The organism is Streptomyces sp. NPDC003011 (genome assembly GCF_053591515.1).
In genome coordinates this window covers 74,638-99,130 of the sequence record NZ_JBSFTY010000004.1, presented here as the reverse complement: position 1 = coordinate 99,130, position 24,493 = coordinate 74,638, and the positions used below count along the sequence as shown (strand labels likewise).

At 72.7% G+C, this 24,493-nt stretch carries 26 protein-coding genes and 1 pseudogene; 16 read left to right on the top strand and 11 right to left on the bottom strand.

The annotated features are described in order from the left end of the window. Positions 1–41 precede the first annotated feature (41 nt). Genes serA through ACWD0J_RS03510 form a run of 3 tightly spaced genes read left to right on the top strand, consistent with a single transcriptional unit; the run spans position 42 to position 2,925 of the window. Positions 42–1,634 (top strand): phosphoglycerate dehydrogenase, encoded by a 1,593-nt coding sequence (serA, locus tag ACWD0J_RS03520; RefSeq protein ID WP_451494051.1) that lies wholly within the window; start codon positions 42–44, stop codon positions 1,632–1,634. After that, the gene (locus tag ACWD0J_RS03515) at positions 1,631–2,143 is read left to right on the top strand and encodes a YbaK/EbsC family protein (protein ID WP_451494050.1); all 513 of its coding nucleotides are present in this window, start codon (positions 1,631–1,633) and stop codon (positions 2,141–2,143) included. The genes serA and ACWD0J_RS03515 overlap by 4 nt, the downstream gene beginning before the upstream one ends. Then, positions 2,140–2,925: a thioesterase II family protein gene (locus ACWD0J_RS03510; RefSeq protein ID WP_451494049.1), complete on the top strand. Its 786-nt coding sequence runs from the start codon at positions 2,140–2,142 to the stop codon at positions 2,923–2,925. The genes ACWD0J_RS03515 and ACWD0J_RS03510 overlap by 4 nt, the downstream gene beginning before the upstream one ends. 153 nt (positions 2,926–3,078) lie before the next feature. Here ACWD0J_RS03510 and ACWD0J_RS03505 read toward each other — a convergent pair whose 3' ends face one another. The 5 genes from ACWD0J_RS03505 to ACWD0J_RS03485 form a co-directional block, all read right to left on the bottom strand. Then, complete coding sequence (locus ACWD0J_RS03505; protein ID WP_451494048.1) at positions 3,079–3,909, bottom strand: carbohydrate ABC transporter permease; 831 nt, start codon at positions 3,907–3,909, stop codon at positions 3,079–3,081. Beyond that, positions 3,906–4,844 carry a carbohydrate ABC transporter permease gene (locus ACWD0J_RS03500; protein WP_451494047.1) on the bottom strand — a complete coding sequence of 313 codons (939 nt, stop codon included), beginning with the start codon at positions 4,842–4,844 and terminating at the stop codon, positions 3,906–3,908. Before ACWD0J_RS03500 ends, ACWD0J_RS03505 begins: the two co-directional genes overlap by 4 nt. 20 nt (positions 4,845–4,864) lie before the next feature. Then, positions 4,865–6,112: an extracellular solute-binding protein gene (locus ACWD0J_RS03495; protein ID WP_451494046.1), complete on the bottom strand. Its 1,248-nt coding sequence runs from the start codon at positions 6,110–6,112 to the stop codon at positions 4,865–4,867. Positions 6,113–6,222: 110 nt separating this feature from the next. Then, the gene (locus ACWD0J_RS03490) at positions 6,223–7,272 is read right to left on the bottom strand and encodes a LacI family DNA-binding transcriptional regulator (RefSeq protein WP_451494045.1); all 1,050 of its coding nucleotides are present in this window, start codon (positions 7,270–7,272) and stop codon (positions 6,223–6,225) included. Between the two features lie 2 nt (positions 7,273–7,274). Then, positions 7,275–9,692, bottom strand: coding sequence for a SpoIIE family protein phosphatase (locus tag ACWD0J_RS03485; RefSeq protein WP_451494044.1), 2,418 nt, complete (start codon positions 9,690–9,692; stop codon positions 7,275–7,277). A 230-nt stretch (positions 9,693–9,922) separates the two neighbouring features. Between ACWD0J_RS03485 and ACWD0J_RS03480 the strand changes: the two genes are divergently transcribed. Then, positions 9,923–10,270: a hypothetical protein gene (locus tag ACWD0J_RS03480; protein WP_451494098.1), complete on the top strand. Its 348-nt coding sequence runs from the start codon at positions 9,923–9,925 to the stop codon at positions 10,268–10,270. Positions 10,271–10,468: 198 nt separating this feature from the next. Further along, positions 10,469–10,579 (top strand): annotated as a pseudogene (locus ACWD0J_RS03475) (glycosyltransferase family 2 protein); the annotation flags it as partial. 31 nt (positions 10,580–10,610) lie between these two features. Here the strand turns inward: ACWD0J_RS03475 and ACWD0J_RS03470 are convergent. Further along, the gene (locus ACWD0J_RS03470) at positions 10,611–12,299 is read right to left on the bottom strand and encodes a bifunctional 3'-5' exonuclease/DNA polymerase (protein ID WP_451494043.1); all 1,689 of its coding nucleotides are present in this window, start codon (positions 12,297–12,299) and stop codon (positions 10,611–10,613) included. A 230-nt stretch (positions 12,300–12,529) separates the two neighbouring features. Between ACWD0J_RS03470 and ACWD0J_RS03465 the strand changes: the two genes are divergently transcribed. Further along, positions 12,530–13,726: a DUF2786 domain-containing protein gene (locus ACWD0J_RS03465; RefSeq protein ID WP_451494042.1), complete on the top strand. Its 1,197-nt coding sequence runs from the start codon at positions 12,530–12,532 to the stop codon at positions 13,724–13,726. Positions 13,727–13,786: 60 nt separating this feature from the next. Here ACWD0J_RS03465 and ACWD0J_RS03460 read toward each other — a convergent pair whose 3' ends face one another. The 4 genes from ACWD0J_RS03460 to rpmB form a co-directional block, all read right to left on the bottom strand. After that, positions 13,787–14,320, bottom strand: coding sequence for a DUF4232 domain-containing protein (locus ACWD0J_RS03460; protein WP_451494041.1), 534 nt, complete (start codon positions 14,318–14,320; stop codon positions 13,787–13,789). A gap of 128 nt (positions 14,321–14,448) precedes the next feature. Then, on the bottom strand, positions 14,449–14,952 hold the full coding sequence (locus tag ACWD0J_RS03455; RefSeq protein WP_451494040.1) for a hypothetical protein: 504 nt from the start codon (positions 14,950–14,952) through the stop codon (positions 14,449–14,451). Between the two features lie 163 nt (positions 14,953–15,115). Further along, the gene (gene rpsN, locus ACWD0J_RS03450; protein ID WP_451494039.1) at positions 15,116–15,421 is read right to left on the bottom strand and encodes a 30S ribosomal protein S14; all 306 of its coding nucleotides are present in this window, start codon (positions 15,419–15,421) and stop codon (positions 15,116–15,118) included. Further along, on the bottom strand, positions 15,421–15,657 hold the full coding sequence (rpmB, locus tag ACWD0J_RS03445; RefSeq protein WP_388537444.1) for a 50S ribosomal protein L28: 237 nt from the start codon (positions 15,655–15,657) through the stop codon (positions 15,421–15,423). Before rpmB ends, rpsN begins: the two co-directional genes overlap by 1 nt. A 62-nt stretch (positions 15,658–15,719) precedes the next feature. Here rpmB and rpmG point away from each other — a divergent pair, with 62 nt between their 5' ends. From rpmG to ACWD0J_RS03420, 5 genes are all read left to right on the top strand, one after another. Then, a complete protein-coding gene (gene rpmG, locus ACWD0J_RS03440; RefSeq protein WP_171142477.1) occupies positions 15,720–15,884 on the top strand; it encodes a 50S ribosomal protein L33 in 165 nt (54 codons plus the stop codon). Positions 15,885–15,892: 8 nt separating this feature from the next. After that, positions 15,893–16,141, top strand: a complete 249-nt coding sequence (locus ACWD0J_RS03435) for a type B 50S ribosomal protein L31 (RefSeq protein ID WP_451494038.1) — start codon at positions 15,893–15,895, stop codon at positions 16,139–16,141. A 5-nt stretch (positions 16,142–16,146) separates the two neighbouring features. Further along, positions 16,147–17,331: a CobW family GTP-binding protein gene (locus tag ACWD0J_RS03430; protein WP_451494037.1), complete on the top strand. Its 1,185-nt coding sequence runs from the start codon at positions 16,147–16,149 to the stop codon at positions 17,329–17,331. A 4-nt stretch (positions 17,332–17,335) separates the two neighbouring features. Continuing rightward, positions 17,336–17,569 (top strand): 30S ribosomal protein S18, encoded by a 234-nt coding sequence (gene rpsR / locus ACWD0J_RS03425; RefSeq protein ID WP_451494036.1) that lies wholly within the window; start codon positions 17,336–17,338, stop codon positions 17,567–17,569. A gap of 311 nt (positions 17,570–17,880) precedes the next feature. After that, positions 17,881–18,147 carry a DUF397 domain-containing protein gene (locus ACWD0J_RS03420; protein ID WP_451494035.1) on the top strand — a complete coding sequence of 89 codons (267 nt, stop codon included), beginning with the start codon at positions 17,881–17,883 and terminating at the stop codon, positions 18,145–18,147. Positions 18,148–18,239: 92 nt separating this feature from the next. On the opposite strand, the gene ACWD0J_RS03415 is transcribed toward ACWD0J_RS03420, so the two are convergent. Then, positions 18,240–18,746, bottom strand: a complete 507-nt coding sequence (locus tag ACWD0J_RS03415) for an ATP-binding protein (RefSeq protein WP_451494034.1) — start codon at positions 18,744–18,746, stop codon at positions 18,240–18,242. A gap of 346 nt (positions 18,747–19,092) precedes the next feature. On the opposite strand from ACWD0J_RS03415, the gene ACWD0J_RS03410 reads away from it, so the two are divergent. The 5 genes from ACWD0J_RS03410 (at position 19,093) to ACWD0J_RS03390 (ending at position 24,204) form a co-directional block, all read left to right on the top strand. Further along, the gene (locus tag ACWD0J_RS03410; RefSeq protein WP_451494097.1) at positions 19,093–19,917 is read left to right on the top strand and encodes a helix-turn-helix domain-containing protein; all 825 of its coding nucleotides are present in this window, start codon (positions 19,093–19,095) and stop codon (positions 19,915–19,917) included. A gap of 112 nt (positions 19,918–20,029) precedes the next feature. Then, a complete protein-coding gene (locus tag ACWD0J_RS03405) occupies positions 20,030–21,490 on the top strand; it encodes an aldehyde dehydrogenase family protein (protein ID WP_451494033.1) in 1,461 nt (486 codons plus the stop codon). A gap of 240 nt (positions 21,491–21,730) precedes the next feature. After that, entirely contained in the window at positions 21,731–22,372 is a 642-nt protein-coding gene (locus ACWD0J_RS03400; protein WP_451494032.1) for a PadR family transcriptional regulator, read from the top strand. Between the two features lie 102 nt (positions 22,373–22,474). Further along, on the top strand, positions 22,475–23,425 hold the full coding sequence (locus ACWD0J_RS03395) for an ATP-binding cassette domain-containing protein (protein ID WP_451494031.1): 951 nt from the start codon (positions 22,475–22,477) through the stop codon (positions 23,423–23,425). A 17-nt stretch (positions 23,426–23,442) separates the two neighbouring features. Beyond that, positions 23,443–24,204 (top strand): ABC transporter permease, encoded by a 762-nt coding sequence (locus ACWD0J_RS03390; protein ID WP_451494096.1) that lies wholly within the window; start codon positions 23,443–23,445, stop codon positions 24,202–24,204. Positions 24,205–24,493 lie beyond the last annotated feature (289 nt).

Here is a 24,493-nt window from a genome sequence, read left to right as displayed (position 1 = left end):
CCGCCCGGATCGCGAGATCCCGCGAGAAAAGGAATCGCGTCATGGACAAGCCAGTCGTCCTCATCGCCGAGGAGTTGTCACCCGCCACCATCGACGCCCTCGGCCCCGGCTTCGAGATCCGGTACTGCGCGGGCGCCGACCGGACCGCACTGCTGGCGGCGCTGCCCGACGCCGACGCGGTACTCGTGCGCAGCGCCACCCGCATGGACGCGGAGGCCATCGCGGCGGGCCCCCGCCTCAAGGTGATCGGCCGGGCCGGAGTGGGCCTGGACAACGTGGACGTGAGTGCCGCCTCCCGGGCCGGAGTCATGGTCGTCAACGCCCCGACCTCCAACATCGTCAGCGCCGCCGAGCTGACCGTCGGCCTGCTGCTCGCGGTGGCCAGGAACATCCCGCGGGCCGACGCCGCCCTGCGCACCGGCAGCTGGCAGCGCAGCCGCTTCACCGGCGTGGAGCTGGCCGGCCGCACCCTGGGCATCCTGGGCCTCGGCCGGATCGGCTCCCTGGTGGCCCGCCGCATGGCGGCCTTCGGGATGGACGTCCTCGCCTACGACCCCTACGTCCCGGCCGGATCCGTCGAGCGGACCGGGGCCCGGGCCGTCGGCCTCGACGAACTCCTCGACCAGTCGGACTTCCTGACCGTCCATCTGCCGAGGACCCCCGAGACGGCGGGCCTGATCGGCTTCGACGCGCTGCACCGGGTCAAGCCGGGCGTGCGCATCGTCAACGCGGCCCGGGGCGGCATCGTCGACGAGGACCAGCTGTACGCCGCGCTCAAGGAGGGCCGGGTCGCCGGCGCCGCCCTGGACGTGTTCGCCACCGAACCCTGCACCGACTCCCCGCTGTTCGAACTGGACAATGTGGTCGTCACCCCGCACCTCGGGGCCGGCACCGCCGAGGCCCAGGAGCGGGCCGGCGTCAGTGTCGCCCGGTCGGTCCGCGAGGCGCTGTCCGGACGGTTCGTGCCGGAGGCGGTCAACGTGCGGATGGGGCAGGTCGACGCCGAACTGGACCCCTGGCTGACCCTGACCGAGCGCCTGGGCGCCCTGTTCACCGCGACCGCCGGCGGCCTGCCCGGGCAGCTGCGGGTGAGCGTCTCCGGGGAGATCGCCCGGCACGACGCCGCCGTCCTCGAACTGGCCGCGCTCAAGGGCGCGCTCAGCCCGGTCGTCGAAGGCGGCGTCAGCTACGTCAACGCCCCGCTGATCGCCGACGAGCGCGGACTGCGCACCGAACTGCTCACCGCCAAGGACCCCGCCCCGCACCGCAGCCTGGTGCGGATCGACGGGACGCTGCCGTCGGGCGAGCGGATCTCGGTCTCCGGCACCCTCACCGGGCTGCGCTCGGCCGAACGGCTGGTGGAGATCTGCGGGCACGAGGTCGACGTCCCGCTCGCCGCCGAACTCGCCTTCTTCCTCGGCCCCGACGACCCCGCGGTGATCGGCGGGGTCGGCGAGGTGCTCGGGCGGGCCGGGGCCGCCGTCGAGGCCCTGCAACTCGCCCGGACCGGCCCCGGCGCCGCGACGGCCCTGGTCGTCGTGGGGCTCGGCGCGCCGGTCTCCCCGAGCGTGCTCGACGACGCCGGCGCCCGTATCGACGCCGTCCGCCACTGGAGCCTGGAGCGAGCCGCATGACCATGTACGACTGGCTGATAGAGGTGCTGGAGCGCGGGCAGGCCCGCTTCCGGCTGATCGAGCACGCCCCGGAGGGCCGGACCGAACCCGCGAGCGTGCTGCGCCGGCACGCCCTGGCGCAGGCGGCCAAGTGCCTGGTGGTGCGCGTCGCCACGGGCCGCCGGTCCCGGCGCTACGTCCTGGCGGTGGTGCCCGGGGACCGCAGGGTCGACCTGGAGGAACTCAGGGACCTGTACGACGGCACCGAGGCGTCGTTCGCGGCCCGGGACGTGGCCGAGCGGCTGGCCGGCAGCGTCAGCGGCTCGGTGATGCCCTTCGCCCGCCACCCCGACCTCGACCTCGTGGTCGACCCCGACCTGCTCGCACACGACGAGATATTCTTCAACGCGGCCCGGCTGGACCGCTCGGTGGCCCTCGCCACGGACGACTACGTGGTACTCGCCCGGCCCCACGTGCGCTCCATCGCCCAGCAGCCGCAGACCCTGACAGCTCGGAGGATGACCGGATGAAGGTCGGCACCCACTCCGCGGCGGCCGTGCTGGCCGGCGAGCGGTGGTTTCGCAGGTACGCGGTGACGGCCTCCCCCCGTCGCCGGCTGGTCCTCCTGCCCCACGCGGGCGGCTCGGCCAGCTTCTTCCACGGCTGGGGCACCGCCTTCGACGCCGGTACGGAGGTGCTGGTCGCCCGCTATCCGGGCCGGCACGACCGGCTGGACGACCCGTGCGTCGACAGCATGGAGGAGCTCACCGACCGGGTGACCGAGGCGCTGCTGCCCTTCCTCGACGTACCGGTGTCGCTGTTCGGGCACAGCATGGGAGCCTCGCTGGCCTACGAACTCGCGCTGCGGCTGACGGACGCCCACGGGGTGCGGCCCGCGGCACTGCACGTGTCGAGCCGCAAGCCACCGCACCGGCTCACTCCGCACCGGCTGTACGAAGAGGGGGACGAGGCGCTGATCGCGGAGGTCCGCCGGCTGGGCGGCACCGACGAGACGCTGCTGTCGGATCCGGAGCTGCGGGAGATCGTGCTGCCCGCCATCCGCGCCGACTTCACGATCGTCGGCACGTACGGACCGCGCGGCGCGGAGCCGGTCGAGTGCCCCGTTTACGCCTACGTCGGCGACCGGGACCCGTCCATCTCGGCGCACGACATGGCGCAGTGGGCCGACATCGCCCCCCGGGGCTTCCGGCTGGACGTGCTGCCCGGCGGTCACTTCTACCTCCAGGACCGGCAGCAGGACCTGACCCGGACCCTCGCGTCCCGCCTGACGCACCCCGCGGACGAGGGCTGACCCCCGCCCGCCGTACGCCCGGGTCAGGCGCGGCCGGCGGTGTCGCGCGGAACGTTTCGCGGCGACTGCCCGGCCGCCGCGGGCTGTCCGACGCTGGACGGTGAGGGTGCCGTCGGCTCCCCGCCGTAGCCGGCGTGGCCGCCCGTACTCCGTTCAGCTCCTGACGCCCCCGGTGGTGAGCCCGCCCGCGACGAAACGCTGGACGAGCGCGAAGACGCAGACCACCGGGACGCTGATGAGGGTGGCGGTGGCCATCAGGGTTCCCCACGCGGTCCCGTGCCGGCCGACGAAGGCGTTGAGCAGGACGGTGACGGGCTGCACGGCGGGCTCGCCGGCGAGGGTGAGGCCGAAGACGAACTCGCCCCAGCCGATCAGGAAGGACAGGCCGGCCACCGCGACCAGACCGGGCAGCATGACGGGCACGACGATCCGCAGCAGGACGCCCACCGGGCCGCACCCGTCGACCAGGGCGGCCTCCTCCAGTTCCCTCGGGACGGCCCGCAGCACGGGACGCAGCACGATCACCGCGAACGGCAGGGTGAGGGTGGTGTCCGCGGCGATCAGTCCGAGGTACGTGTCGTCGAGACCGGCCCGGCGTTCGAGGATGAACAGCGGGGCCGCGAGCACGATGCTGGGCGGCAGCTGGGCGATCAGCAGGACGAGCACCATGGCGCCGGAGCCGCGCATCGGGATCCGGGCGAGCGCGTAGGCGAGGGGGACGCCGAGCAGCAGGGTGAGCGCGACCACCCCGCACGAGATCACCACGCTGTTGAGCAGGGCCCGCAGGAGCGCGTCGTCGGCCAGTGCCGTCGCGTAGTTCTCCGTGGTGACCGGTGCGGGGAACCACCGGGGGGAGCCGCCCAGGATCCGGTCGGGCCGGGTCAGGCTGGTGTTGACCATCCAGTGGACCGGCAGCAGGAAGGCCCCGGTGATCAGCGTGGTGACGGCGGTGAGCAGCCAGGGACGGCGGCGGCCCGGGGTCACGCCGTCTCCTCCTCGCCGCGCAGCCGCCGCACGTGGAGCACACCCGCGAGCAGGGGGACGAGCAGCAGGAGCAGGCCGGCCGCCGCGCCCTCGCCGAAGCGGAAGAACCGGAAGAAGACCTCGTAGACGTAGAGCGACAGGACGCTGGTGGCGTCGACGGGACCGCCGCCCGTCATCACGAAGATGATGTCGAAGACCTTGAACGTGTAGACGAGGCCCAGCAGCAGCACGGTCACCGACACGGGCCGCATCAGCGGGAGGGTGATCCAGCGGAACCGCTGCAGGACGCCCGCGCCGTCGAGGGCGGCGGCCTCGTGCACTTCCGGGTCGATGGTGTGCAGCCCCACCAGGAGCAGCAGCATGTTGAACGGCACGCCGACCCACACGTTGGCGAGGATCACCCCGGCCAGCGAGGTGCCCGGGTCGGTGAGCCAGTCGTGGGACAGGGCGCCCAGGCCGGTCGCGCGGAGCAGGGCGTTGTAGGCGCCGGACTCGCCGTCGAGCATCCAGCGGAAGAGGGTGCCGCTGACCACCGGGGGCAGCAGCCAGGCCACCAGGAGCAGTGACCGGAGCAGGCCGTTCAGCGGGAACGGCCGGGCGAACAGCAGGGCCAGGGCGAAGCCGATGACGAACTGGAACAGCAGCGAGCCCACGGTGAAGACCAGCGAGAGGCGCACGGCGTGCCAGAAGCCCGGATCGGCGACGGTGGCCCGGTAGTTGGCGAGGCCGTTGAACCGGCTGGTGCCGCCGAGCAGGGCGCTCAGGTCCACGTCGTGCACGGACGTCCACACGTTGTGCAGGAGCGGGTACGCCAGGAAGAGGGCGAGGAAGGCGAGACCGGGCAGGGAGAACAGGTACCCGGCTCGGCGGCGGCGCGCGGAAGGGAACGGGGAGCGGCGCCTCCTGGCCGGCGGGTGGCGTCTCCTTACGCCCACTGCCGGCGGGTGGCGTCTCCTCACCGCCGCTCCAGTGCCTTGTCGATCTTCACCGCGGCCGACTTCGCCGCGGCGGCGGGGGCGGCGGAGTCGGTGAGGACGGCCTGCTCGGCGACGGCGACGGCCTGCGAGGCGTCGGCGTAGCGCGGCCCGTACTGGCGCGGCCGGGCCACGGGCAGCTGGCTGAGGAAGAGCCGCAGGGCCGGGTCGGACGCCCAGGTGCCCGTGTCCGCCAAATCCTTGCGGGCGGGGAGGTTGCCCAGCGCCACCAGGTACGGCACCAGGACCGACGGACGCTGGGTGTACGCGAGGACCTCCCACGCCTTGTCGTGATGGTCGCCGCCCGCCATCACCACCCAGTTCTCCCCGCCCAGGCAGGTGGCGGCCTCCCGGTCGCGGGGCAGGGCGACGACGCCGTACTCCAGGTCGGTGTTCCTGAGGGCGGGCAGCTGCCACGGACCGTTGATCTGCAGGGCGGCCCGCCGGTTGGCGAACCGGGTGTTGACGTCCTGCTGGGTCCAGCCCACGCACTGCCCGGACAGCGACCCCTTGGCGACGAGATCGTCGAGGAAGGACAGCGCGGTCGCGCCGTCCCGGGCGAAGCTGTCCAGGTCGCCGCCGGTCTGCCAGAGGAACGGCAGGAACTGGAAGACGCCCTCCTCCGTCCTGATCGCGCTCATCGCCAGGCCGAACCGGTCCCCGCTGGTCAGCTTCTGCGCCGCGTCGGCCAGCTCGTCCCAGGTGGTGGGGGGCCGCACGCCGGCGGAGTCGAGCATCTCGGTGTTGTAGTAGAGGGCGAGGCAGTTGCTGTTGTTGGGGATGCCCAGTGTCCTGCCGCCGACCTGGCAGCCGGCCCAGGGGCCCGCGTAGTACGTGCTCGCCTGGCCCCACTCCTCGACCCGGCCGGTGAGATCGGCCAGCAGTCCGCTGCCGCCCAGCGCGTTCATGGCGACGTTGTCGACGATGGCGATGTCCGGCAGGTCGCCGGAGACCGCGCCGAGGGTGAGCTGCCGGTCGAGGTCGGCGAAGGGGAACGTCCGCCGCTCGATCCGCACACCGGGGACGTGGGCCTCGATGTCCCTGATCAGCCGGGCGAAGGCGGGCTGGAAGGTGTCCAGGGTGAAGTAGTCCCACCAGGTGAGGGTGACCGTCGAGCCGCCGCTCCCGCGGCCCGAGTCGCAGGACGCCAGGGCGGGGCCGAGGCCCAGCGCGGCCACTCCCGTGCCCGCGGCACGCAGGAAACCACGGCGGTCGACGGCGTACGACATGCTCCACTCCCAGTCAGAGATCAGATGTCACAGGTCAGGGCACAGGGGTCAGGGCACAGGGGTCAGGACACAGGGTCAGGACACACAGGTCAGGACACAGGGGTCAGGGGTCAGAAGCCGGGACCCGGGGCGCCGGGCGCGTCGGGGGGATCGGGGAACGCGTCGAGGTCCGGGAACTCGCGTTCGGGCTCCGAACCCGGCACCGGCCGGCACGGCCCGGTGCTGGCCCGCAGCGAGATCAGGGGCTTGAGCAGGACGTGCCGGGGAGGCGAGCCGGGTGCGGTGAGCCGGCGCATCATCAGGTCGACGGCCACCCGGCTCATCTCCTTGGCCGGGATCTCGGCCGCGGTGAGCTGCGGGTCCACCCCCTCCGCCCAGCGGCCGGCCGCCACGCCGACCACCGAGAAGTCGCGCGGCACCCTGCGGCCGTGCCGGGTCAGCCCGCGGTACAGGCCTTCCAGAGCGGCCTCGTTCATGGTGACCAGTGACGTGGTCGCCGGATCGTCCAGCAGGATCCGCTCCAGGACCGCCTCGCCCGCGGCGACGTCGTCGCCGCAGTGGTACGGGCGGGGGGTGAGGACCTGCTCCGCCATGGCCTTGGTGTAGCCCTCCAGGCCGAGGTGCGCGAACCCGTAGCCGCTGCGGAACAGTTCCTCCGACCGGTTGACGAAGGCGATCCGGCGGTGGCCCAGGTCGGCCAGGTGGTACACGCAGCCGCGCGCCAGGCCCGCGAAGTCCAGGTCGACCCAGCCGGTCTCCTCCGCCCGGCTGTTCCTGCCGATGGTGACGTAGGGGAAGCCCGCCCTGGCGAGGTGCTCGACCCGGTCGTCCTCCAGCCGGATCTCCATGAGGATCACGCCGTCCACCCGGGTGCCGTCGACCATCCGCCGGAAGGACGGGTCGTCCGCCCGGTCGGCGGGGGAGAGCAGCACGTCGTAGTCGTGGGTGCCGGCGGCCTCGGCCACCCCGCCGATGAAGGTGAGCTGCATCCCGGTGTAGTCGCGTCGGCGTCCCGCGGGGGGATAGACCAGACCGAGGGCGCGGGTGGCGCCGCCCGCCGGGGCGCCCGCCGGAACGTCCGCCGGAACGTCCGCCGGGGCTTCCGCCGGTGGGGGCGGACTCGCTCCGGCCGCTCTCGGGTCGTCCGTCGGCCTCGTCATCGTCAGCCGGCCGGGAGGGGCTGTTCGGCCCAGATGGTCTTGCCGGTCGGGGTCTGGCGGGTGCCCCAGCCCTGGGTGAGCTGGGCGACCATGTGCAGGCCGCGTCCGCCCTCGTCGTACGTACGGGCGCGGCGCAGGTGCGGCGCGGTGCTGCTGGCGTCGGACACCTCGCAGATCAGCGTCCGGTCCCGGATCAGCCGCAGGCCGATGGGGACCGCCCCGTACCGGATGGCGTTGGTGACCAGCTCGCTCACCACCAGTTCGGTGACGAACGCCGCCTCCGACAGTCCCCAGGCGGCCAGTTGACGGGAGGCCTGGGCCCGGGCGTCCGCGACGATCGCCGGGTCGGAGGGCAGGGACCAGGCGGCGACCTGGTCGGTGTGCAGGGCGCGGGTGCGGGCGAGGAGCAGGGCCACGTCGTCGTCGGGGCTCTCGGGGAGCAGCGCCTTGAGCACGGCGTCGCAGGTCACCTCCAGCGAGGGCGCGGGGGAGCGGAGCGACTCGCACAGCCGGTCCAGGCCGAGGCCGATGTCATGGTGGCGGGCCTCGACCAGACCGTCGGTGTAGAAGGCCAGCAGGCTGCCTTCGGGCAGCTCCAGCTCGGTGGCCTCGAAGGGCAGGCCGCCGACTCCCAGGAGGGGCCCCGGGGAGAGCCGGACCACGTTGACCGTGCCGTCCGGATACAGCACGGCGGGCGGGGGATGCCCGGCGCTGGCGAGGGTGCAGATGCGGGAGACCGGGTCGTAGACGGCGTACAGGCAGGTGGCGCCGATCTCGCCGGCGGACGGCATCTCCTCGGGGGTGCTCTCGTCGTCGTAGGTGAGGTGGATGACCAGGTCGTCGAGGTGGGTGAGGAGTTCGTCCGGGGGCAGGTCGACGTCGGCGAGGGTGCGCACCGCCGTGCGCAGCCGTCCCATGGTGGCGGAGGCGTGCAGCCCGTGCCCGACCACGTCGCCGACGACCAGGGCGACCCGGGTGCCGGACAGGGGGACCACGTCGAACCAGTCGCCGCCCACGCCCGCCCCCGACCCGGCCGGCAGATAGCGGTACGCGACCTCGACGGCCGCCTGCCGGGGCAGGCCGTGCGGCAGCAGACTGCGCTGCAGGGTCAGGGCGTTGGTGTGTTCCTGGGTGTACCGGCGCGCGTTGTCGACACCGACGGCCGCCCGGCCGGCGAGTTCCTCGGCGAGGACCAGGTCGTCCTGCTCGAAGCCGTCGGAGGAACTGCCCCGGGCGAAGACCGCGACACCGAGCGTGATCCCCCGGGCCCGCAGCGGGACCGCCATGATCGAGTGGAATCCGTACGCCCGCACGCTGGCGCTTCTGGCCTCGTGCCGGGTGATCCACCGGACGAAGTCGGGGTCGTCCGTCCCGCTGAGCACGGGGCGGCCGGTGGCCAGGCAGCGGGCGGGCGGTGAGAACGCGGGGTAGGTGTCGACGTGGCCGAGGTGCACGGCGGCCTCGGGCACCCCCTCGGCTGCGGACTGGTGGGCGACCCGGCGCAGCACCACGGCCGCGTCGATCGGACCCGGGACCGGCTCGTCCCCGCGGGTCACGGAGTCGAGCAGGTCCACGCTGACGAAGTCGGCGAGCCGGGGCACGGCCAGATCGGCGAGTTCCTGGGCGGTGCGCTCCACGCTCAGGGTGGTGCCGACGCAGGCGCCCGCCTCGTTCAGCAGGGCCAGCCGCTGCCGCGCCCAGTGCTGCTCGCTGCTGTCGAACGCCGCGGTGCCGACCCCGCACACCCGGCCCGTGCAGGGGTCCCTGACGGGCCACATCTCGATGATCCAGGCGTGCTGACGGGACGAGGAGGGCCCCGGTGCGAAGCGTTCGTAGCGCATCGGCCTGGCTTCCTCGGCCACCTGGCGGACGAACCGCACAAACCCCTCCTCGGCACCGCCCTCGTCGTCGACGACGTCCGGATACGGTGACCCGCCCGCCTCGCCCGCCGACGCGACCGTGTTGGGCCGCCACCGGGGCGGACGCCCGGCGGAGGCGGACACGGGAGGCGCCGGCATGACGTAGGTGGACATGGCGACGGAGGACTGGGTGTACGCCCACTCCACCATCCTCCGCTCGTCTCCCGGCCCCGGCTCGGAGGGGTCCGCGGTGGCGGTCACGACGAACCCCTGGATCTCGCCCTTCTCGTCCAGCGAGGGGAAGGAGCGCAGGGCCAGATCGACGCGGTGACCGTCCCGGTGCCGGACGGCCGCCGTGCCGCTCCACTCCCGTGAGCCGAGCGGGGTGAACCCGGTCGCGCGCGAGCCCTCGACCGCGGCGAGCAGGCCGGCCGCGGCCTGCCCCACGACGTCCGGGGCCCGGTAGCCGAGCAGCCGTCGAGCCCCCTCGCTCCAGCCCGTGACCGTGCCTCGGGGGCTGAGGGTGGCCGTGGCGGCGGCGCCCGAGCCCGTGTCACTCATGTCCTCAGCGTGCCTGCCGTACAAGAAACGGACAAGTCGGACTTGGCCGAGTGGTCGGCGGGCCGGCGAAGGGTGCGCGCCGGCGCCGGGCGGTCCGTTCACCGCGGGCGCCGGGACCGCGTTGACACGGGACCTCGCCGGGCGTTGACTGGCCGCTCGGCGCAGGGGAAGACGGTCAGTGACGGCTCCGACCGGAATCCACAGACAGCACAGGAAGCGGCCACACGATGATGTACGACCAGGCACGTGCTCAGCAGCCCCCGGACAAGACCTCCGGCTCCGCCGGACGCCGCACCACGGGCCCGGAGCCGCTGGTCCCGTCGGACGAACGGGACGAGCTCACCCTGCGCCTCCAGCACGCCATGAACACCTTCGCCGACAGTCCGCGGCAGGCGTTGGAAGAGGCCGAGGGCGCCTTCGACGAAGCCGTCGTCCGTCTCACCCACGCCCTCGCGGAGCGGCGGCGCCTTCTGCACGAGGGCTGGCAGGAGGAGCCGGACTCCGAGACGGAGTCGGACGGACTCCGCTTCGCGCTGCGGGAGTACCGGGAGATCACCCAGCGACTGCTGCGCATGTGAGTGCCCCGGGGGGCGCGAGCTGACCGGCCCGCCCGCCTCCCGGGTCCCCCGGGCGGGCGTGCCGTGCGCCGCGCCCAGCGGGATCCTTTCGGCGCCACGCCGACCGGTGCGCCGGCGGCCGTACCCGAGACGTCCCTACCGACGTGCGCGGCTGGCATCGCGGACGTGGTTGGCCGTGGCCGGGAATGGGCGAGGGGCGTGGGGGAGCCGAGGGTCGCCGTCGCCGTGGTGACCAACGGGAACCGGCCCGCGGAGGAGGTCGACGCGCTGCCGGACTCCGTGGCCAGGCAGGACCTCGCCCCCGGCAGGGCTCGCCCCGCGCCTCCGCCCCGCCCGCCGCTCACTTCGCGTCCGCGTAACACTCCACCACCGCCGTGCTGAACGGGAACCGCACCGGGGTCTTGCCGAACGTCAGCCGTCCGGCCAGGTCCGCCGCCTCACGGATCGCCGCCACGACCGCCTCCGCCTCCTCCTGCGGGCAGTGCACGATCACCTCGTCGTGCTGGAAGAAGACCAGCTCCGCCGCCAGGTCCGCGCAGGCGCGACGCAGCGCGGCGAGCAGCAGCAGGGTCCAGTCGGCGGCGCTGCCCTGGACCACGAAGTTGCGAGCGAAGCGGCCGCGGGCGCGGGCGTCGGTCGAGGAGTGGCCAGGCGCCCACGGGCGGTCCTCGGCGTCGTCCCCCGCCGCCGCGGGAATGCCCGCCTCCTCCGCCGTGTCCTCGCTCGCCCCGGCCGCCGGCGGGCAGGTCCGGCCGAGCCAGGTCCGCACCAGCCGCCCCTCCTCACCGGCCCGCGCCGCGTCGTCGACGTAGGCCACCGCGCGCGGGAAGCGGCGTCTGAGCGCGGCGAGGTTCTTGAGGCCGTCGCCGGAGGTCTGACCGTAGACCGCGCCGAGCACGGCGAGCTTGGCCTGGGCGCGGTCGCCGGAGAAGGCGCGGTCGGACACGGACTGGTACAGGTCGCTCTCCCGGCCGGCCACCTCCATCAGGCCGGGATCGCGGGAGATGGCGGCCAGCACCCGCGGTTCCATCTGGTCGGCGTCGGCGACGACGAGCCGCCAGCCGGGATCGGCGACCACGGCCCGCCGGATCACCTTCGGGATCTGGAGAGCGCCGCCGCCGTTGGTGACCCAACGGCCGGTGACCGTCCCGCCCGCGAGGAACCCGGGGCGGAAACGGCCGTCACGCACCCAGTCCTGGAGCCAGGACCAGCCGTGGGCGACCCAGATGCGGTACAGCTTCTTGTACTCGACCAGCGGCTTCACGGCGGGATGGTCGACCGACTCGATCTCCCACCGCCGGGTCGACCTGACCTTGACCCCGGCCTGCGCGAACGCCTTGACGACATCGGCGGGCAGGTCCGGGCGGACCCGGCGGCCGAAGGCGGCGGACACCTCGTCGGCGAGCTCGGCCAGGCGGCGGGGCTCACCGCCGCCCGCGTACCGCTCACCGAGCAGTTCGCGCAGCACCCGGCGGTGCACGTCGGCGCTCCACGGCAGCCCGGCCCGGTTCATCTCGGCGGCCACCAGCATGCCCGCCGACTCGGCGGCGGTCAGCAGCCGCATGCGGTCGGGGTGCGCGGTGGCGTCGTGCCGCCGCTGCTGGCCGGCGTACACCTCGGCGAGGTCGGCGAGCGGCAGGTGCGCGGCCTGCGGCTCGAACAGGGACGACTGCGAGCCCGGTTCGGCGGACCGCTGCGGAGGGTCGGGCGGTACGGGACCGCCGCGCAGCCGGGCCAGGGCGGCGGCCGCCGACCGGGGTTCGCCGGAGCGCCCCTCATGACCGAGGAGGAGCGTCTCCGCGTCCTCCACGTCGTAGCACCGCTCCACTCGCACCCCCGTGGCGAGCAGACGCGGGTACGTCTCGGCCGTCGACCGCCACACCCAGCGCGTGACCTCCGGCAGGCCGCGCACGGCCTCGGCGGCGTCCGCCGCCCACCGCACCGGCCCCGCGAGCACCCCACCGGCACCGAGGGCGGCGAACTCCACACCACCGCCCTCGGCCGGAGCGAGCGCCCACCGATCGGTCATGGAGCGAGTCTGCCACCAGGGTCTGACAACGCCCCTCACCTGCACGAACACCCCACGGATGACAGCCAGGACGCCACCGGCCGGGGGTACTCGTGCACCGGCTACCGGTCGAGGGCACCCGCGCGCCACCCATCGGCCCGGCCAGAACCACGCACGTCCACCCCGCGGGCCATGCCCGAAGCCGCCCCGCAGGGCGGTGACCGAGTTCCGGTCAGTGAGACGATCGCCGGGTGAGCAGCACGAACACCCCAGGCGACCCGGGCGACGCAGGCACCCCGGGCAGTACGTCCGGCACCGTCGAGCGCGCCTTCCACGCCGCCCTGTACGCCGACTCCGACACCGCCCTCGACACCGGCGCCTCCCTCCTCGCGGCCGACCCCGGTGCGGACGCCGAGGTCGCCCGGCGGGGCGAGGAGTTCCTGGCGGCGGCCTGGCGGCGCGGCTGGCAGCCCGCGGACGTCGTCCGGATCGTCGGCCGCGAGCTGGACGACGTGCACGTACGGCTGGTGGCCGCCCTGATCCGCGCGCAGGCGCCGAGCGACCGCCCGCGCGGCCGGCGCTGGACCGCCCAGCTCGACCGGATCGCCCGGCGGGCGGACGCCGGCGACCTCACCGCGACCCCGCCCCGCCCCGACCGCTTCACGCAGGCCACGGCCGTACTGGAGCTGTACCGCCTGCTTCTGCGACTGCCCGCGCTGGAGCCCCTGGAGGAGCCACGGCAGGCCGCCCGGCGGCAGCACGGCACCGATGCCCGCATGCTCGCCCGGATCCGCGCACTCCTCGCCAAGGCCGAGGCGACCGGCTTCCCGGAGGAGGCGGAGGCGCTCAGTGCCAAGGCGCAGGAACTGATGGCCCGGCACAGCGTGGACGAGGCCCTGCTGTCCGCCCGGCCGCAGGCCCCCGGAGCCGCCGCCGACGCGCCCGGCGCCTGCCGCATCGGTGTCGAGCCGCCGTACGAGCAGGCCAAGGCGGTGCTGCTGGACGCGGTCGCCGCCGCGAACCACTGCCGGGCCGTGTGGAACGAACCCCTCGGCTTCTCCACCGTCGTCGGCTTCGAGTCCGACCTGGACGCGGTCGAACTGCTGTACACCTCACTGCTCGTGCAGGCCCACTCCGCCATGGCGAAGGCGGAGGCGGCCCAGCGCGCGGGTGGCCGCAAGCGCACCAAGACCTTCCGGCAGTCCTTCCTCGCCGCCTACGCCCACCGGGTCGGCATCCGCCTGGGCGAGGCCGCCGCGGCCCCGGTGAGCGAGGACCTGCTCCCCGTGCTCGCCTCCCGCGAGGTCGCGGTCACCGACCGCCTGGAGCGCATGTTCCCGGAGACGACCACGACCCGGCTGCGCGGCGTCAGCGACGAGGCGGGCTGGACGGAGGGCGCCCAGGCGGCCGACCGTGCCCAGGTCCGATCCCGCCGGCCCCTGGAGTGACGCGCGCGGACTCTCCCCGCGCGCGGGACGCCGGCCAGTGCCCCGCGCGCGGGGCAGTGATCAGTCGCCCGCGCGCGTGAAGGGCCCCACCGAGGCGTCCGGTGCCTCGCCGTCGGCCTTCAGCGCCACCGCGCCGTACGACCACGGGAAGCTCCGCACGTCGTCGGGGGCCCCGGGCAGGCTGATCTCCAGCGTCTTCGCGGCGAGGCTCTTCGCGCCGGCCGCGCCGCCCCGGACGTAGGTCAGGGTGAAGGTCACGCTGTCCCCCTTGGCCAGGGTCAGCTTCTCGGGCTGGGCGCCGTCCGCCGCGGGAACGGTCGCGGAGGCGTCGCCGGCCTTGAGGACGGCCCCGGCGACGCCCTCCAGGGTGCACGGCGCGCTCTGGTTGGTCACCGAGACGGGCACGTTGCCCGTGTCCCCGGCGGCCGGCGCGGCGTTGGCCGGGCCGGGCTCGACCCCCAGCTGACCGATCTCGCAGGCGTCCCCGGCCTTCCCGGAGGTGCCGCTGTCGTCGCTCCCGCTCCCGCCGCTGTCGCAGGCGGTCAGCAGGAGAGCGGCGGCGAGGGCGGTGACGGCGAGGGGGGTTGCGCGCATGTGAGGTCCTCTGGTGCGAGACGGCGGTACGAGACGGCGGTACGCGAGGATCATCACCCACGACGGGGGGCGGCGCGGTCGCCGCCCCCGGTCCGGCGGCCGTTCCGAGCGCGGACCGCGGGGTCCGGCTACGAGCCCAGGCTCGCCGTCGGCAGCCCGGTCGGCAGCGTGCCGCCCTCCGACCGGGTGTACGTCTCCGCCCCGAGGCCGCCCTTCCAGGTCACCTTCAGGGTCGTGCCGTTCACCGAGTCGACCACTCCGGTGGCACGGTCCTTGGAGCCGTCCGTGCACGTGAGACGGATCGTCCCCTGGCCGGCGGTACCGCTGCACACGGTCCCGCCGGTGGCGAACAGCCCGGCCTGGTCGCCGGTGATCACCAGCGCCACGGCCTTGCCGCCGGTCGTGGCGAGCCAGCTGCCCTGCACCTCGCCGGAGGCGGCCGTGGACCCGCCGGGCCCGCTTCCCCCGCCCGTGTCCGCGCTCGCGGAGGCGGACGTGGCGGAGTCCGTGGAGGGCTCGTCGCCGGAGCCGCCGTCGCCGCTGCACGCGGTCAGTACGAGCGCGCCCGCGAGGCCGGCGGCCGCAGCCGTGCCCCGTACCCGCCGGCGTGCTCCCGAAGTCGCCCAAGTCACTGGAAGCTCCCAAGCTGTCGCGGCCCGCCCGCCCGGTGGGCCGGGCGGACGGCAGCAAGTTACCAGGGCGTACCCGGAAGACGGAGGCCCGGCGGGGCACCTTCGACCGGCCAACGCCCACCGGGACGGACCCGGCGGACGCCCCCGGCGGACGCCCCCGGCCTCACCAGGACGACTTGCGCACCCCCGGCAGATACCCGGCGTGCGCCTGCCCCCGGAGGTTCACCCGGGACAGGCCGAACGTCCGGAAGTACCCGCGCGGACGACCGTCCACCTGGTCCCGGTTGCGCACGCGCGTCGCGCTGGCGTCGCGCGGCTGCCTGCGCAACTCCCGCTGTGCCGCGAGCCGTTCCTCCTCCGTCGACGACGGCCGCCGGATGATCTCCTTCAGCTCGGCCCGCCGCTCGGCGTACCGCGCGACGACCTCCTGCCGCCGGCCGTTCTTCGCGATCTTGCTCTTCTTCGCCATCAGACCCGCACCCCCCGCGCCCGGATCCGGGCCACGGCCGCCTCGACGCCGATCGTGTCGACGGTCTTGATCCCCTTGGTGCTCAGTCGCAGCCGTACGTACCGGCCCTCGCTCGGCAGCCAGTAGCGCTTGGACTGGATGTTCGGGTCGAAGCGGCGCGAGGTGCGCCGGTGGGAGTGCGAAATGCGGTTGCCGAAGCCGGGCCGGGCGCCGGTCAGCATGCAGTGGGCGGACACGGGTGACGCACCTCTCTCGAAGTCGATGTGTAAATGGAATTCATTTTCAGTAAGGTACCAGCATGGCTCGCAACGAACTCCGCCCGGTCATCAAGCTCCGGTCCACCGCCGGGACCGGCTTCACCTACGTCACCCGCAAGAACCGCCGCAACGACCCGGACCGCATGACGCTGCGCAAGTTCGATCCGGTCGTCCGCCGGCACGTCGACTTCCGAGAGGAGCGCTGAACACCGCCATGCGCAAGGGAATCCACCCGGACTACGGCCCCGTCGTCTTCCGCGACCGCGCCGCGAAGCACGCCTTCCTCACCCGGTCCACCATGTCCAGCGACAAGACGATCGAGTGGGAGGACGGCCACACGTACCCCGTCGTCGACGTCGAGATCTCGAACGTGAGCCACCCCTTCTACACGGGCACGGCGCGCGTCATGGACACCGCCGGACGCGTGGAGCGCTTCGAGCGCCGGTACGGGAAGCAGGACTGACCCCCGTGCCCGAGCTCTCCGTCGTGATCGTCGGCGGGCTGCACGCCGACGCCCGCAAGGCGGCCGTCGAGCGGCTGCTCGCCGATGTCCCCGGCAGCGTCGTCCTCCACCACGACCTGGCGACGGCCACCGCCGGCACCGTCGTACGGACCGTCCGGGACGCCGCCGGCATCGTCGACGCCGGCGAGGCGCCCCTGGTCAACGACTGCGCCTGCTGCGCGCTGCGCGAGGACCTGGTGCCCGAACTGCGCCGGCTCGCCGACGTCGGCGCCACCCGTCTCGCGGTCGTCGAACTGTGGGACTCCGTCGAGCCCAAGGCCATGGCCGAGGTGGTCACGGCCGGCGGGCTCACCGTCACCGGCGTGATCACCGCCGTCGACCCGGCGCTCGTCCTGCCGTACCTCGGCAACGGCGACGACCTGGCCGAATGCGGCCTCGCCGCCGCGGCCACCGACCAGCGCACGGTCGCCGACACCTTCGCCCGCCAGCTGGAGTACGCCCCCGTCCTGGCCGTCGCCGACTCCCCGGAGGCCGACGACGAGGACCGCGAGCTGCTCGCCCAGCTGCACCCGACAGCCCTTCAGGTCCCCATCGAGGGCGGCCACCCGCGGGACCTGGCGGGCGCCCGGTCCTCCGTGCGGCCGCCCGCGCCCTCCCCGCTGGCGCGGGCCGCCCTGGCCGGATTCGACGTCGAGTCGGCCGCCGCGGCCCAGCACCCGGCCTGCGCGCTGCTCCCCGCCGAGGCCGACGCGCACGGCGTGTCGACCCTCGTCTGGCACCGGTGCCGGCCCTTCCACCCGGAGCGGCTGTACGAGGCCCTGGAGGACATCACCTGCGCCGCCGCCCGCAGCCGCGGCCGGTTCTGGCTCGCCGACCGGCCGGACACGCTGCTGCACTGGGACGCGGCCGGCGGCGCCCTGTGCGTGGAGAGCGCGGGCCCCTGGCTCGCCTCCCTGCCCGACGCCGCCTGGGAGATGGTCCCGCCGGTCCGCCGCGCCGCCGCCGCGCTGGACTGGCACCCGGAGCACGGCGACTGCTGCCAGCACCTCGTCTTCACCTCCCCCGGCCTCGATCGCGACGGTCTCGAACGTGTCCTGGAGACCTGCCTGCTGACCGACGCCGAGTACGCCGCCGGGCGCGACGCCTGGAAACGGCTGCCGCCCGCCTTCGACACCCTCCTGGAGGTCTGACCCCATGGCCCGCAAGCTCGACCGCAAGCCCGCCAAGGCCCGCCCCAACCCACTGGACCAGGCCAAGATCACGTACATCGACTACAAGGACACCGATCTGCTGCGGAAGTTCATCTCCGACCGCGGCAAGATCCGCAGCCGCCGGGTCACCCGGGTCTCGGCCCGGCAGCAGCGGCAGCTGGCCCGCGCGATCAAGAACGCGCGGGATATGGCACTGCTGCCGTACTCCAGCCGCTGACATGCCGTACGCCGGCCGCTGACCGCTCCCCCGGACACCGGACCTGCCCGGCCGGGCGACAGCTCATACCGGACATCGCCCGGCCGGTGGAACAGGAACGCCGCGCGATGCGTCTCTTCCTAGGGCAGGACCAGGCGCACGCGGCGTCGGTGCACCGGCCGTCACAGCTGTAACCACAGGAACACCCCGCGTGCACGTGCATCTGCAGATGCAGCCGCCCATGCTTCTGCACATGAACAGGGTTATGATCCGGATCAGTTGACCGCTGCATCAATGGCCTCACCAGCCAGTGCACCACCGGGGAGCGACCTGTGGACCACGACGTGTACGACGTTGACGACGCGTCCGGCGTCTACAACGGTATGGCCGCCGCCCGCCTGCGGGTGACCTGGCAGAAGAGCCGGCACAGCAACTCGCAGGGATCCTGCGTGGAGTTCGCCCGGCTGCCCGGCGGGGATGTGGCCGTGCGCAACTCGCGTTTTCCCGACGGTCCGGCGCTCGTCTACACCCGCGCCGAGATCGAGGCGATGCTGCTGGGCGTCAAGGACGGCGAGTTCGACCACCTGACAGCGGGGTGAACCGCGCCCGGCCCGTCGGCAACTGTGCGCGACCGACGCCTGACACCGCGTAACGCGCGTAGAACTCGCACGTCAGAGTGCACCGCCCGATGTCATTCGGCCGGCCGCGGCTGCGGCAGCCGGAACAGGGCCCAGACCACCTTCCCGCCTATCGAGCCCGCGAGCGGGTGCCAGCCCCAGCTGTCGCTGAAGGAGTCGACGAGGAACAGTCCGCGGCCGCACTCCGCCGCGGTGTCGTCACTGTCGCGCGCGACCGGGCTCTCCTGGCTGGGATCGCGCACCGCGCACACCAGCCGCTCGGTCCACCGCATCAGGTGCAGCCGTACGTGAGGGCTCTGTTCGGGTATGCGCGCGGTGTTGGCCGGCAACGCGTGCCGCAGGGCGTTGGTGACGAGTTCCGAGACCACCAGACACGCGTCGTCGAAGCGGTCGCCCAGATCCCACTGGTCCAGTGTTCCGCGCGTGAACTGCCGTGCCTCGCGGACCGCTTCGTAGCGGGCGGGGAGGGCGCAGGAGGCGGCGTCGGACGCGGCCGCGGGATCCAGCGGCGGAAGGCCCTGCCGTGAAGGCTTGAGCATGGTCGATCCATTCGTTGCCATGCGAGGCACTCCCGGGAATTCGCGGTCGTTGCGATGCAGCGGTGGCGCAGGACCATGGTTTCGGATGCGCGGTGCAGATGCAAGGTGCAGATGCACGTGCACGTGACCGAATTCGACCCTCCCGTACCGCTTGTTGGCCATTTTTTCCGCCATCTTCTCCCCTGTCTCTTGCCTTCCCCTTCCCAGAAGCCGTTCCACGTCTGTGCGGAAACTTTGGCTTCTTTCCCTATCTGTAATCGGACGAGTACTGCTCGGAGTGTTTTAGTGGCAGACTTCGGCCCCTGAAGACGGTTGGGGAGGCTGGCGAACGGTGAGCGCGGGAGAGCCCGGATCGGTGGTGCGGCGGATGCTGCTCGGCTCGCAACTCAGGCGACTGCGTGAGGCACGCGGCATCACGCGCGAGGCGGCGGGTTACTCGATCCGCGCCTCCGAGTCGAAGATCAGCCGGATGGAACTGGGCCGGGTGAGCTTCAAGACGCGGGACGTCGAGGACCTGCTGACGCTGTACGGCATCACGGACGAGGCGGAGCGGGCCTCACTGCTCTCCCTCGCCAAGGAGGCCAATGTCGCGGGCTGGTGGCACAGTTACTCGGACGTCCTGCCGAGCTGGTTCCCCACCTACGTGGGCCTGGAGGGCGCGGCGTCGCTGATCCGCGCCTACGAGGTGCAGTTCGTGCACGGCCTGCTGCAGACCGAGGCGTACGCCCGGGCGGTCGTCCGGCGCGGCATGAAGGGCGCCGGCGCGGAGGACGTCGAGCGCCGCGTGGCACTGCGCCTGGAGCGGCAGAAGTACCTCCTGGAGGACAACGCCCCGGAGTGCCACATCATCCTCGACGAGGCCGCCCTGCGCCGTCCCTACGGCGACCGCGAGGTGATGCGCGGCCAGTACCAGCACCTGATCGAGATCTCCGAGCGCCCCAACGTGCGGCTGCAGATCATGCCGTTCGGCTTCGGCGGCCACTCCGGTGAGAGCGGCGCGTTCACGATCCTGTCCTTCCCGGAGTCCGACCTGTCGGACGTGGTCTACCTGGAGCAGCTCACCAGCGCGCTGTACCTCGACAAGCACGAGGACGTGGCCCAGTACGAGAAGGCGCTGAAGGAGCTCCAGCAGGACAGCCCGGGGCCGGACGAGAGCCGCGATCTTCTCCGAGGTCTCCTCCAGCTCTCCTGAAGTCATCCCCAGAACATCGCACTCCGTCCCCAACTTCGCTGCGGCGCACGTACGATGACGTGTGATCAGACCATCACGTCGATCGTGTGTCTGCTAGTGACTTGGGGATCACATGTCGTCCTACTTCACCGACCTGGCTCAGCAGTACATCGACGGTGAGTGGCGCCCGGGGACAGGTTCCTGGGACATCATCGACTTCAACCCGTACGACGCCGAGAAGCTGGCGTCGATCACCATAGCCACGGTCGACGAGGTCGACGAGGCGTACCGGGCGGCGGCCCGTGCTCAGAAGCAGTGGGCCGCGACCAACCCGTACGCCCGCCGCACGGTGTTCGAGAAGGCCCTCCGGCTGATCGAGGAGCGAGAGCAGGAGATCGCCGAGGTGATCATCGCCGAACTCGGCGGCACCCGGCTGAAGGCCGCCTTCGAACTCCACCTCGCCAAGGAGTTCCTGCGCGAGTCGATCCACCTGGCGGTGCGCCCCGAGGGCCGGATCCTCCCGTCGCCGGTCGACGGCAAGGAGAACCGCCTCTACCGCGTGCCGGTCGGTGTGGTGGGGGTGATCAGCCCCTTCAACTTCCCCTTCCTGCTGTCGATCAAGTCGGTCGCCCCGGCGCTCGCGCTCGGCAACGGCGTGGTGCTGAAGCCGCACCAGAACACCCCGATCGTCGGCGGCTCCCTGGTCGCGAAGATCTTCGAGGACGCGGGTCTGCCGGGCGGCCTGCTGAACGTCGTGATCACGGACATCGCCGAGATCGGCGACGCGTTCATCGAGCACCCGGTCCCCAAGGTCATCTCCTTCACCGGCTCCGACAAGGTGGGCCGTCACGTGGCCACCGTCTGCGCCGCCAACTTCAAGCGCTCGGTCCTCGAACTGGGCGGCAACAGCGCTCTGGTGGTCCTCGACGACGCCGACATCGACTACGCGGTCGACGCGGCGGTCTTCAGCCGGTTCGTCCACCAGGGCCAGGTCTGCATGGCCGCCAACCGTGTCCTGGTGGACCGTTCGGTCGCGGAGACGTTCACCGAGAAGTTCGTCGCGAAGGTCAGGACGCTGAAGGCCGGCGACCCGCGCGACCCGGAGACCGTCATCGGCCCGGTCATCAACTCCTCGCAGGCGGACGCGCTCAAGGGCGTCGTCGAGCAGGCGCTCGCGGAGGGCGGCACGGCGCTGGTGCACGGCACGACCCGCGACAACCTCGTCGAGCCGTCCGTCCTCACGGACCTGCCCGCGGACTCCGCCCTGCTCCGGCAGGAGGTCTTCGGCCCGGTCGTCTTCCTCATCCCGTTCGACGGCGAGGAGGAGGCCGTCCGCATCGTCAACGACACCCCGTACGGCCTGAGCGGGGCCGTCCACACCGGTGACATCGAGCGGGGCGTGAACTTCGCCAAGCAGATCGACACCGGCATGTTCCACGTGAACGACGGCACGGTCCACGACGAACCCCTCGTCCCCTTCGGCGGCGAGAAGCAGTCCGGCATCGGCCGTCTGAACGGCGACACCATGGCGGACTCGTTCACCACGCTGAAGTGGATCTCGGTGCAGCACGGCCGCAGCGGCTTCCCGTTCTGACGGGGCGTTCCAGTACGGCGGCGGACATGCACCGAGGTGCGCAGTAGGTGCGTGTCCGCCACGTATCCCCTTGCCGAAGCCAGGGGCGAGCTCGGTGAGCTCGCCCGCCGAGCCGCCCAGCATGAGCACATCACACTGACGGATCGCGGCGTTCCGGTCCGCTGCCACACCGCACTCGGCGGCCAGCCACCCATCAGCCGTGTGAACAACGCCCGGGTCGATACACCTAGGCTGGACGGCATGTCAGCGATCCGTCTCCTCGTGCTCGGCGCGGTCCGCCAGCACGGGCGGGCCCACGGCTACCAGGTGCGCAACGACCTGGAGTACTGGGGCGCGCACGAGTGGTCCAACGCCAAGCCCGGCTCGATCTACCACGCCCTGAAACAGATGGCGAAGCAGGGACTGCTGCACGCGCACGAGATCGCGCCGTCCACCGCGGGCGGCCCGCCGCGCACCGAGTACGAGATCACCGAGGCGGGCATCGAGGAGTACCTCTCGCTGGTCCGCGAGTACCTCACCGCCTACGACCAGCGGCCGGACATGCTCACCGCCGCGCTCGGCTTCATGGTCGACCTGGACCGCGAGGAGGTCCTCGGCCTCCTGGAGGACCGGGTGCGCGCCATCGGGGAGTGGCGCAAGTCCGTCACCGAGTACTACACCCCCGCGGACGGCCCCGAACAGCTCGGCCACATCGGCGAGATCATGAACTTCTGGGTGCACTCCGCCGACGCCGGCGCCGACTGGACCCGGGGTCTCATCGACCGCGTCCGTGGCGGGGCGTACACCTTCGCGGGGGAGGGCGAGCCATTCGTGGGCGTCCTGCCGGAGGGTGAGGAGAACCCCTACGCGACGGGGGAACGGCATCCGGGAGACACCAGCTAATCAAGTTTGACTAAGCGCCTGGGTGGGCATACGCTCCGTCGGCGAGCTAGTAGTCAAGTTTGATTATTCACTCGCTCTGTCATGTGACTCGGAAGGAGTTCGATGACCGACGCGATCGTCGCCGAAGGCCTGTCCAAGAGGTACGGCGACAAGGCGGCCCTGGACGGGCTCGACCTGGCGGTGGCCTCCGGGACGGTGCACGGCCTGCTGGGCCCGAACGGCGCCGGCAAGACCACCGCCGTGCGGATCCTGACCACCCTGCTGCGCCCGGACGAGGGCCGTGCCGAGGTGGCCGGGCACGACGTGGTCCGCCAGGCGTACGACGTACGCCTGCGGATCGGCCTGCTCGGCCAGCACGCGGCCCTGGACGAGGAGCTCTCCGGCCGCCAGAACCTGGACATGTTCGGGCGCCTGCACCACCTGGGCGCCCGCCCCGCGCGCATGCGCGCCGACGAACTCCTGGAACGCTTCGGCCTCGCCGACACCGGCCGCAAGCCCGTCCGCGCCTACAGCGGCGGCATGCGGCGCCGCCTGGACCTGGCGGCCTCCCTCATCACCGAGCCGGAGGTGCTCTTCCTGGACGAACCCACGACCGGCCTCGACCCCCGCGGCCGTGCCGAGGTGTGGGCCGCGGTCCGCTCCCTGGTCGGCGGCGGCACGACGGTCCTGCTGACCACCCAGTACCTGGAGGAGGCCGATCAGCTCGCCGACCGCATCTCCGTCGTCGACCGCGGCCGGGTGGTCGCCGACGGCACGGCGGACGAGCTGAAGACGATGACCGGCGGCGACCGCATCGACATCGTCCTGCGGGACGCCGGCCAACTCGGCGCGGCGGTGGCCCTGTTGCCGGTCGGCGGGCCAGGGGTCCGCGTCGACGCCGACCGCCGGCTGCTCAGCGCCCCCGTCACCGACCGCATGGCGGCACTCTCCGGTGTCGTACGGGCCCTGGAGGAGGCAGGCATCGAGGCGGCGGACGTGTCCCTGCGCCGTCCGACGCTGGACGAGGTGTTCCTGCACCTCACCGGCGACCACCGAGTGAAGGAGGACGCGTGAGTACGAGCCCGTACGCCATGAACGCCTACGCCCTGGCCGATTCCTGGACCATGACCCGGCGTGAGCTCGCCCACTGGGCGCGGCAGCCGGTGCAGGTCGTGGTGAGCCTGGTCTTTCCGGTGATGCTGCTCCTGATGTTCGGCTACCTCATCGGCGGCGGCCGGGGCGTCGAGGGGGACTACGTCGACTATCTCGTCCCCGGCATGCTCGCGCTGACCATGGCGTTCGGACTCGAAGGGACCCTGCTGGCCGTCACGCAGGACCTCAACAAGGGGGTGATCGACCGCTTCCGGTCCATGCCGATGGCCAACGGGGCCGTCCTGGTGGGGCGTTCGGTGGCCGACATGCTCCAGTCGGCGGTGGGCCTGGTCGTGATGATCGGTGTCGGCCACGCGATCGGCTGGCGGACGCACGGCGGCATCACCGGGTTCCTCGGCGCCGTCGGTCTCCTGCTGCTGTTCCGCTTCGCCATGCTGTGGATCGGCATCTACCTGGCGATGGTGGCCGGCAAGCCGGAACTGGTCCAGGCCGTGCAGATCCTGGTCTGGCCGGTCGGGTTCCTCTCCAACGCCTTCGCCACCCCCGACTCCATGCCCGGCTGGCTGGGCTCGGCGGTCGAGTGGAACCCGATGTCCCACACGGCGACCGCGGTACGGGACCTGTTCGGCTGGCCGGGCGCCGAACCGGGCCATGTGTGGGCCGCGGTGGTGTGGCCGCTGGCGCTGCTGGCGGTCTTCTTCCCGCTGGCGGTACGGAGGTTCGGGGCGCTGAGCAAGTAGGGCGTCGAGCGAGGAAGGCGCTGAGCGAGTGGGGCGTCGAGGGAGCGGGGCGGGGCCCTACTTGCTCAGCGCCCACACCCACCACCAGGGCGGGAAGGACCAACGGCGACAGCGCTCGCGCCGGGGGCGCCGGGGCGGCGGGAGGCTGCTGCGCGGTGTCCTGGGCCACGGGCTCACGATGAGGGGACACAGCGGGCCGAACGCCCGGGGGAGTCCGACGGGCATCCGGCGGGGTGAGATCCGCCGGCGAGAGCCGACTTGCACCTCACGTCACGTGAGGCGTCACCGT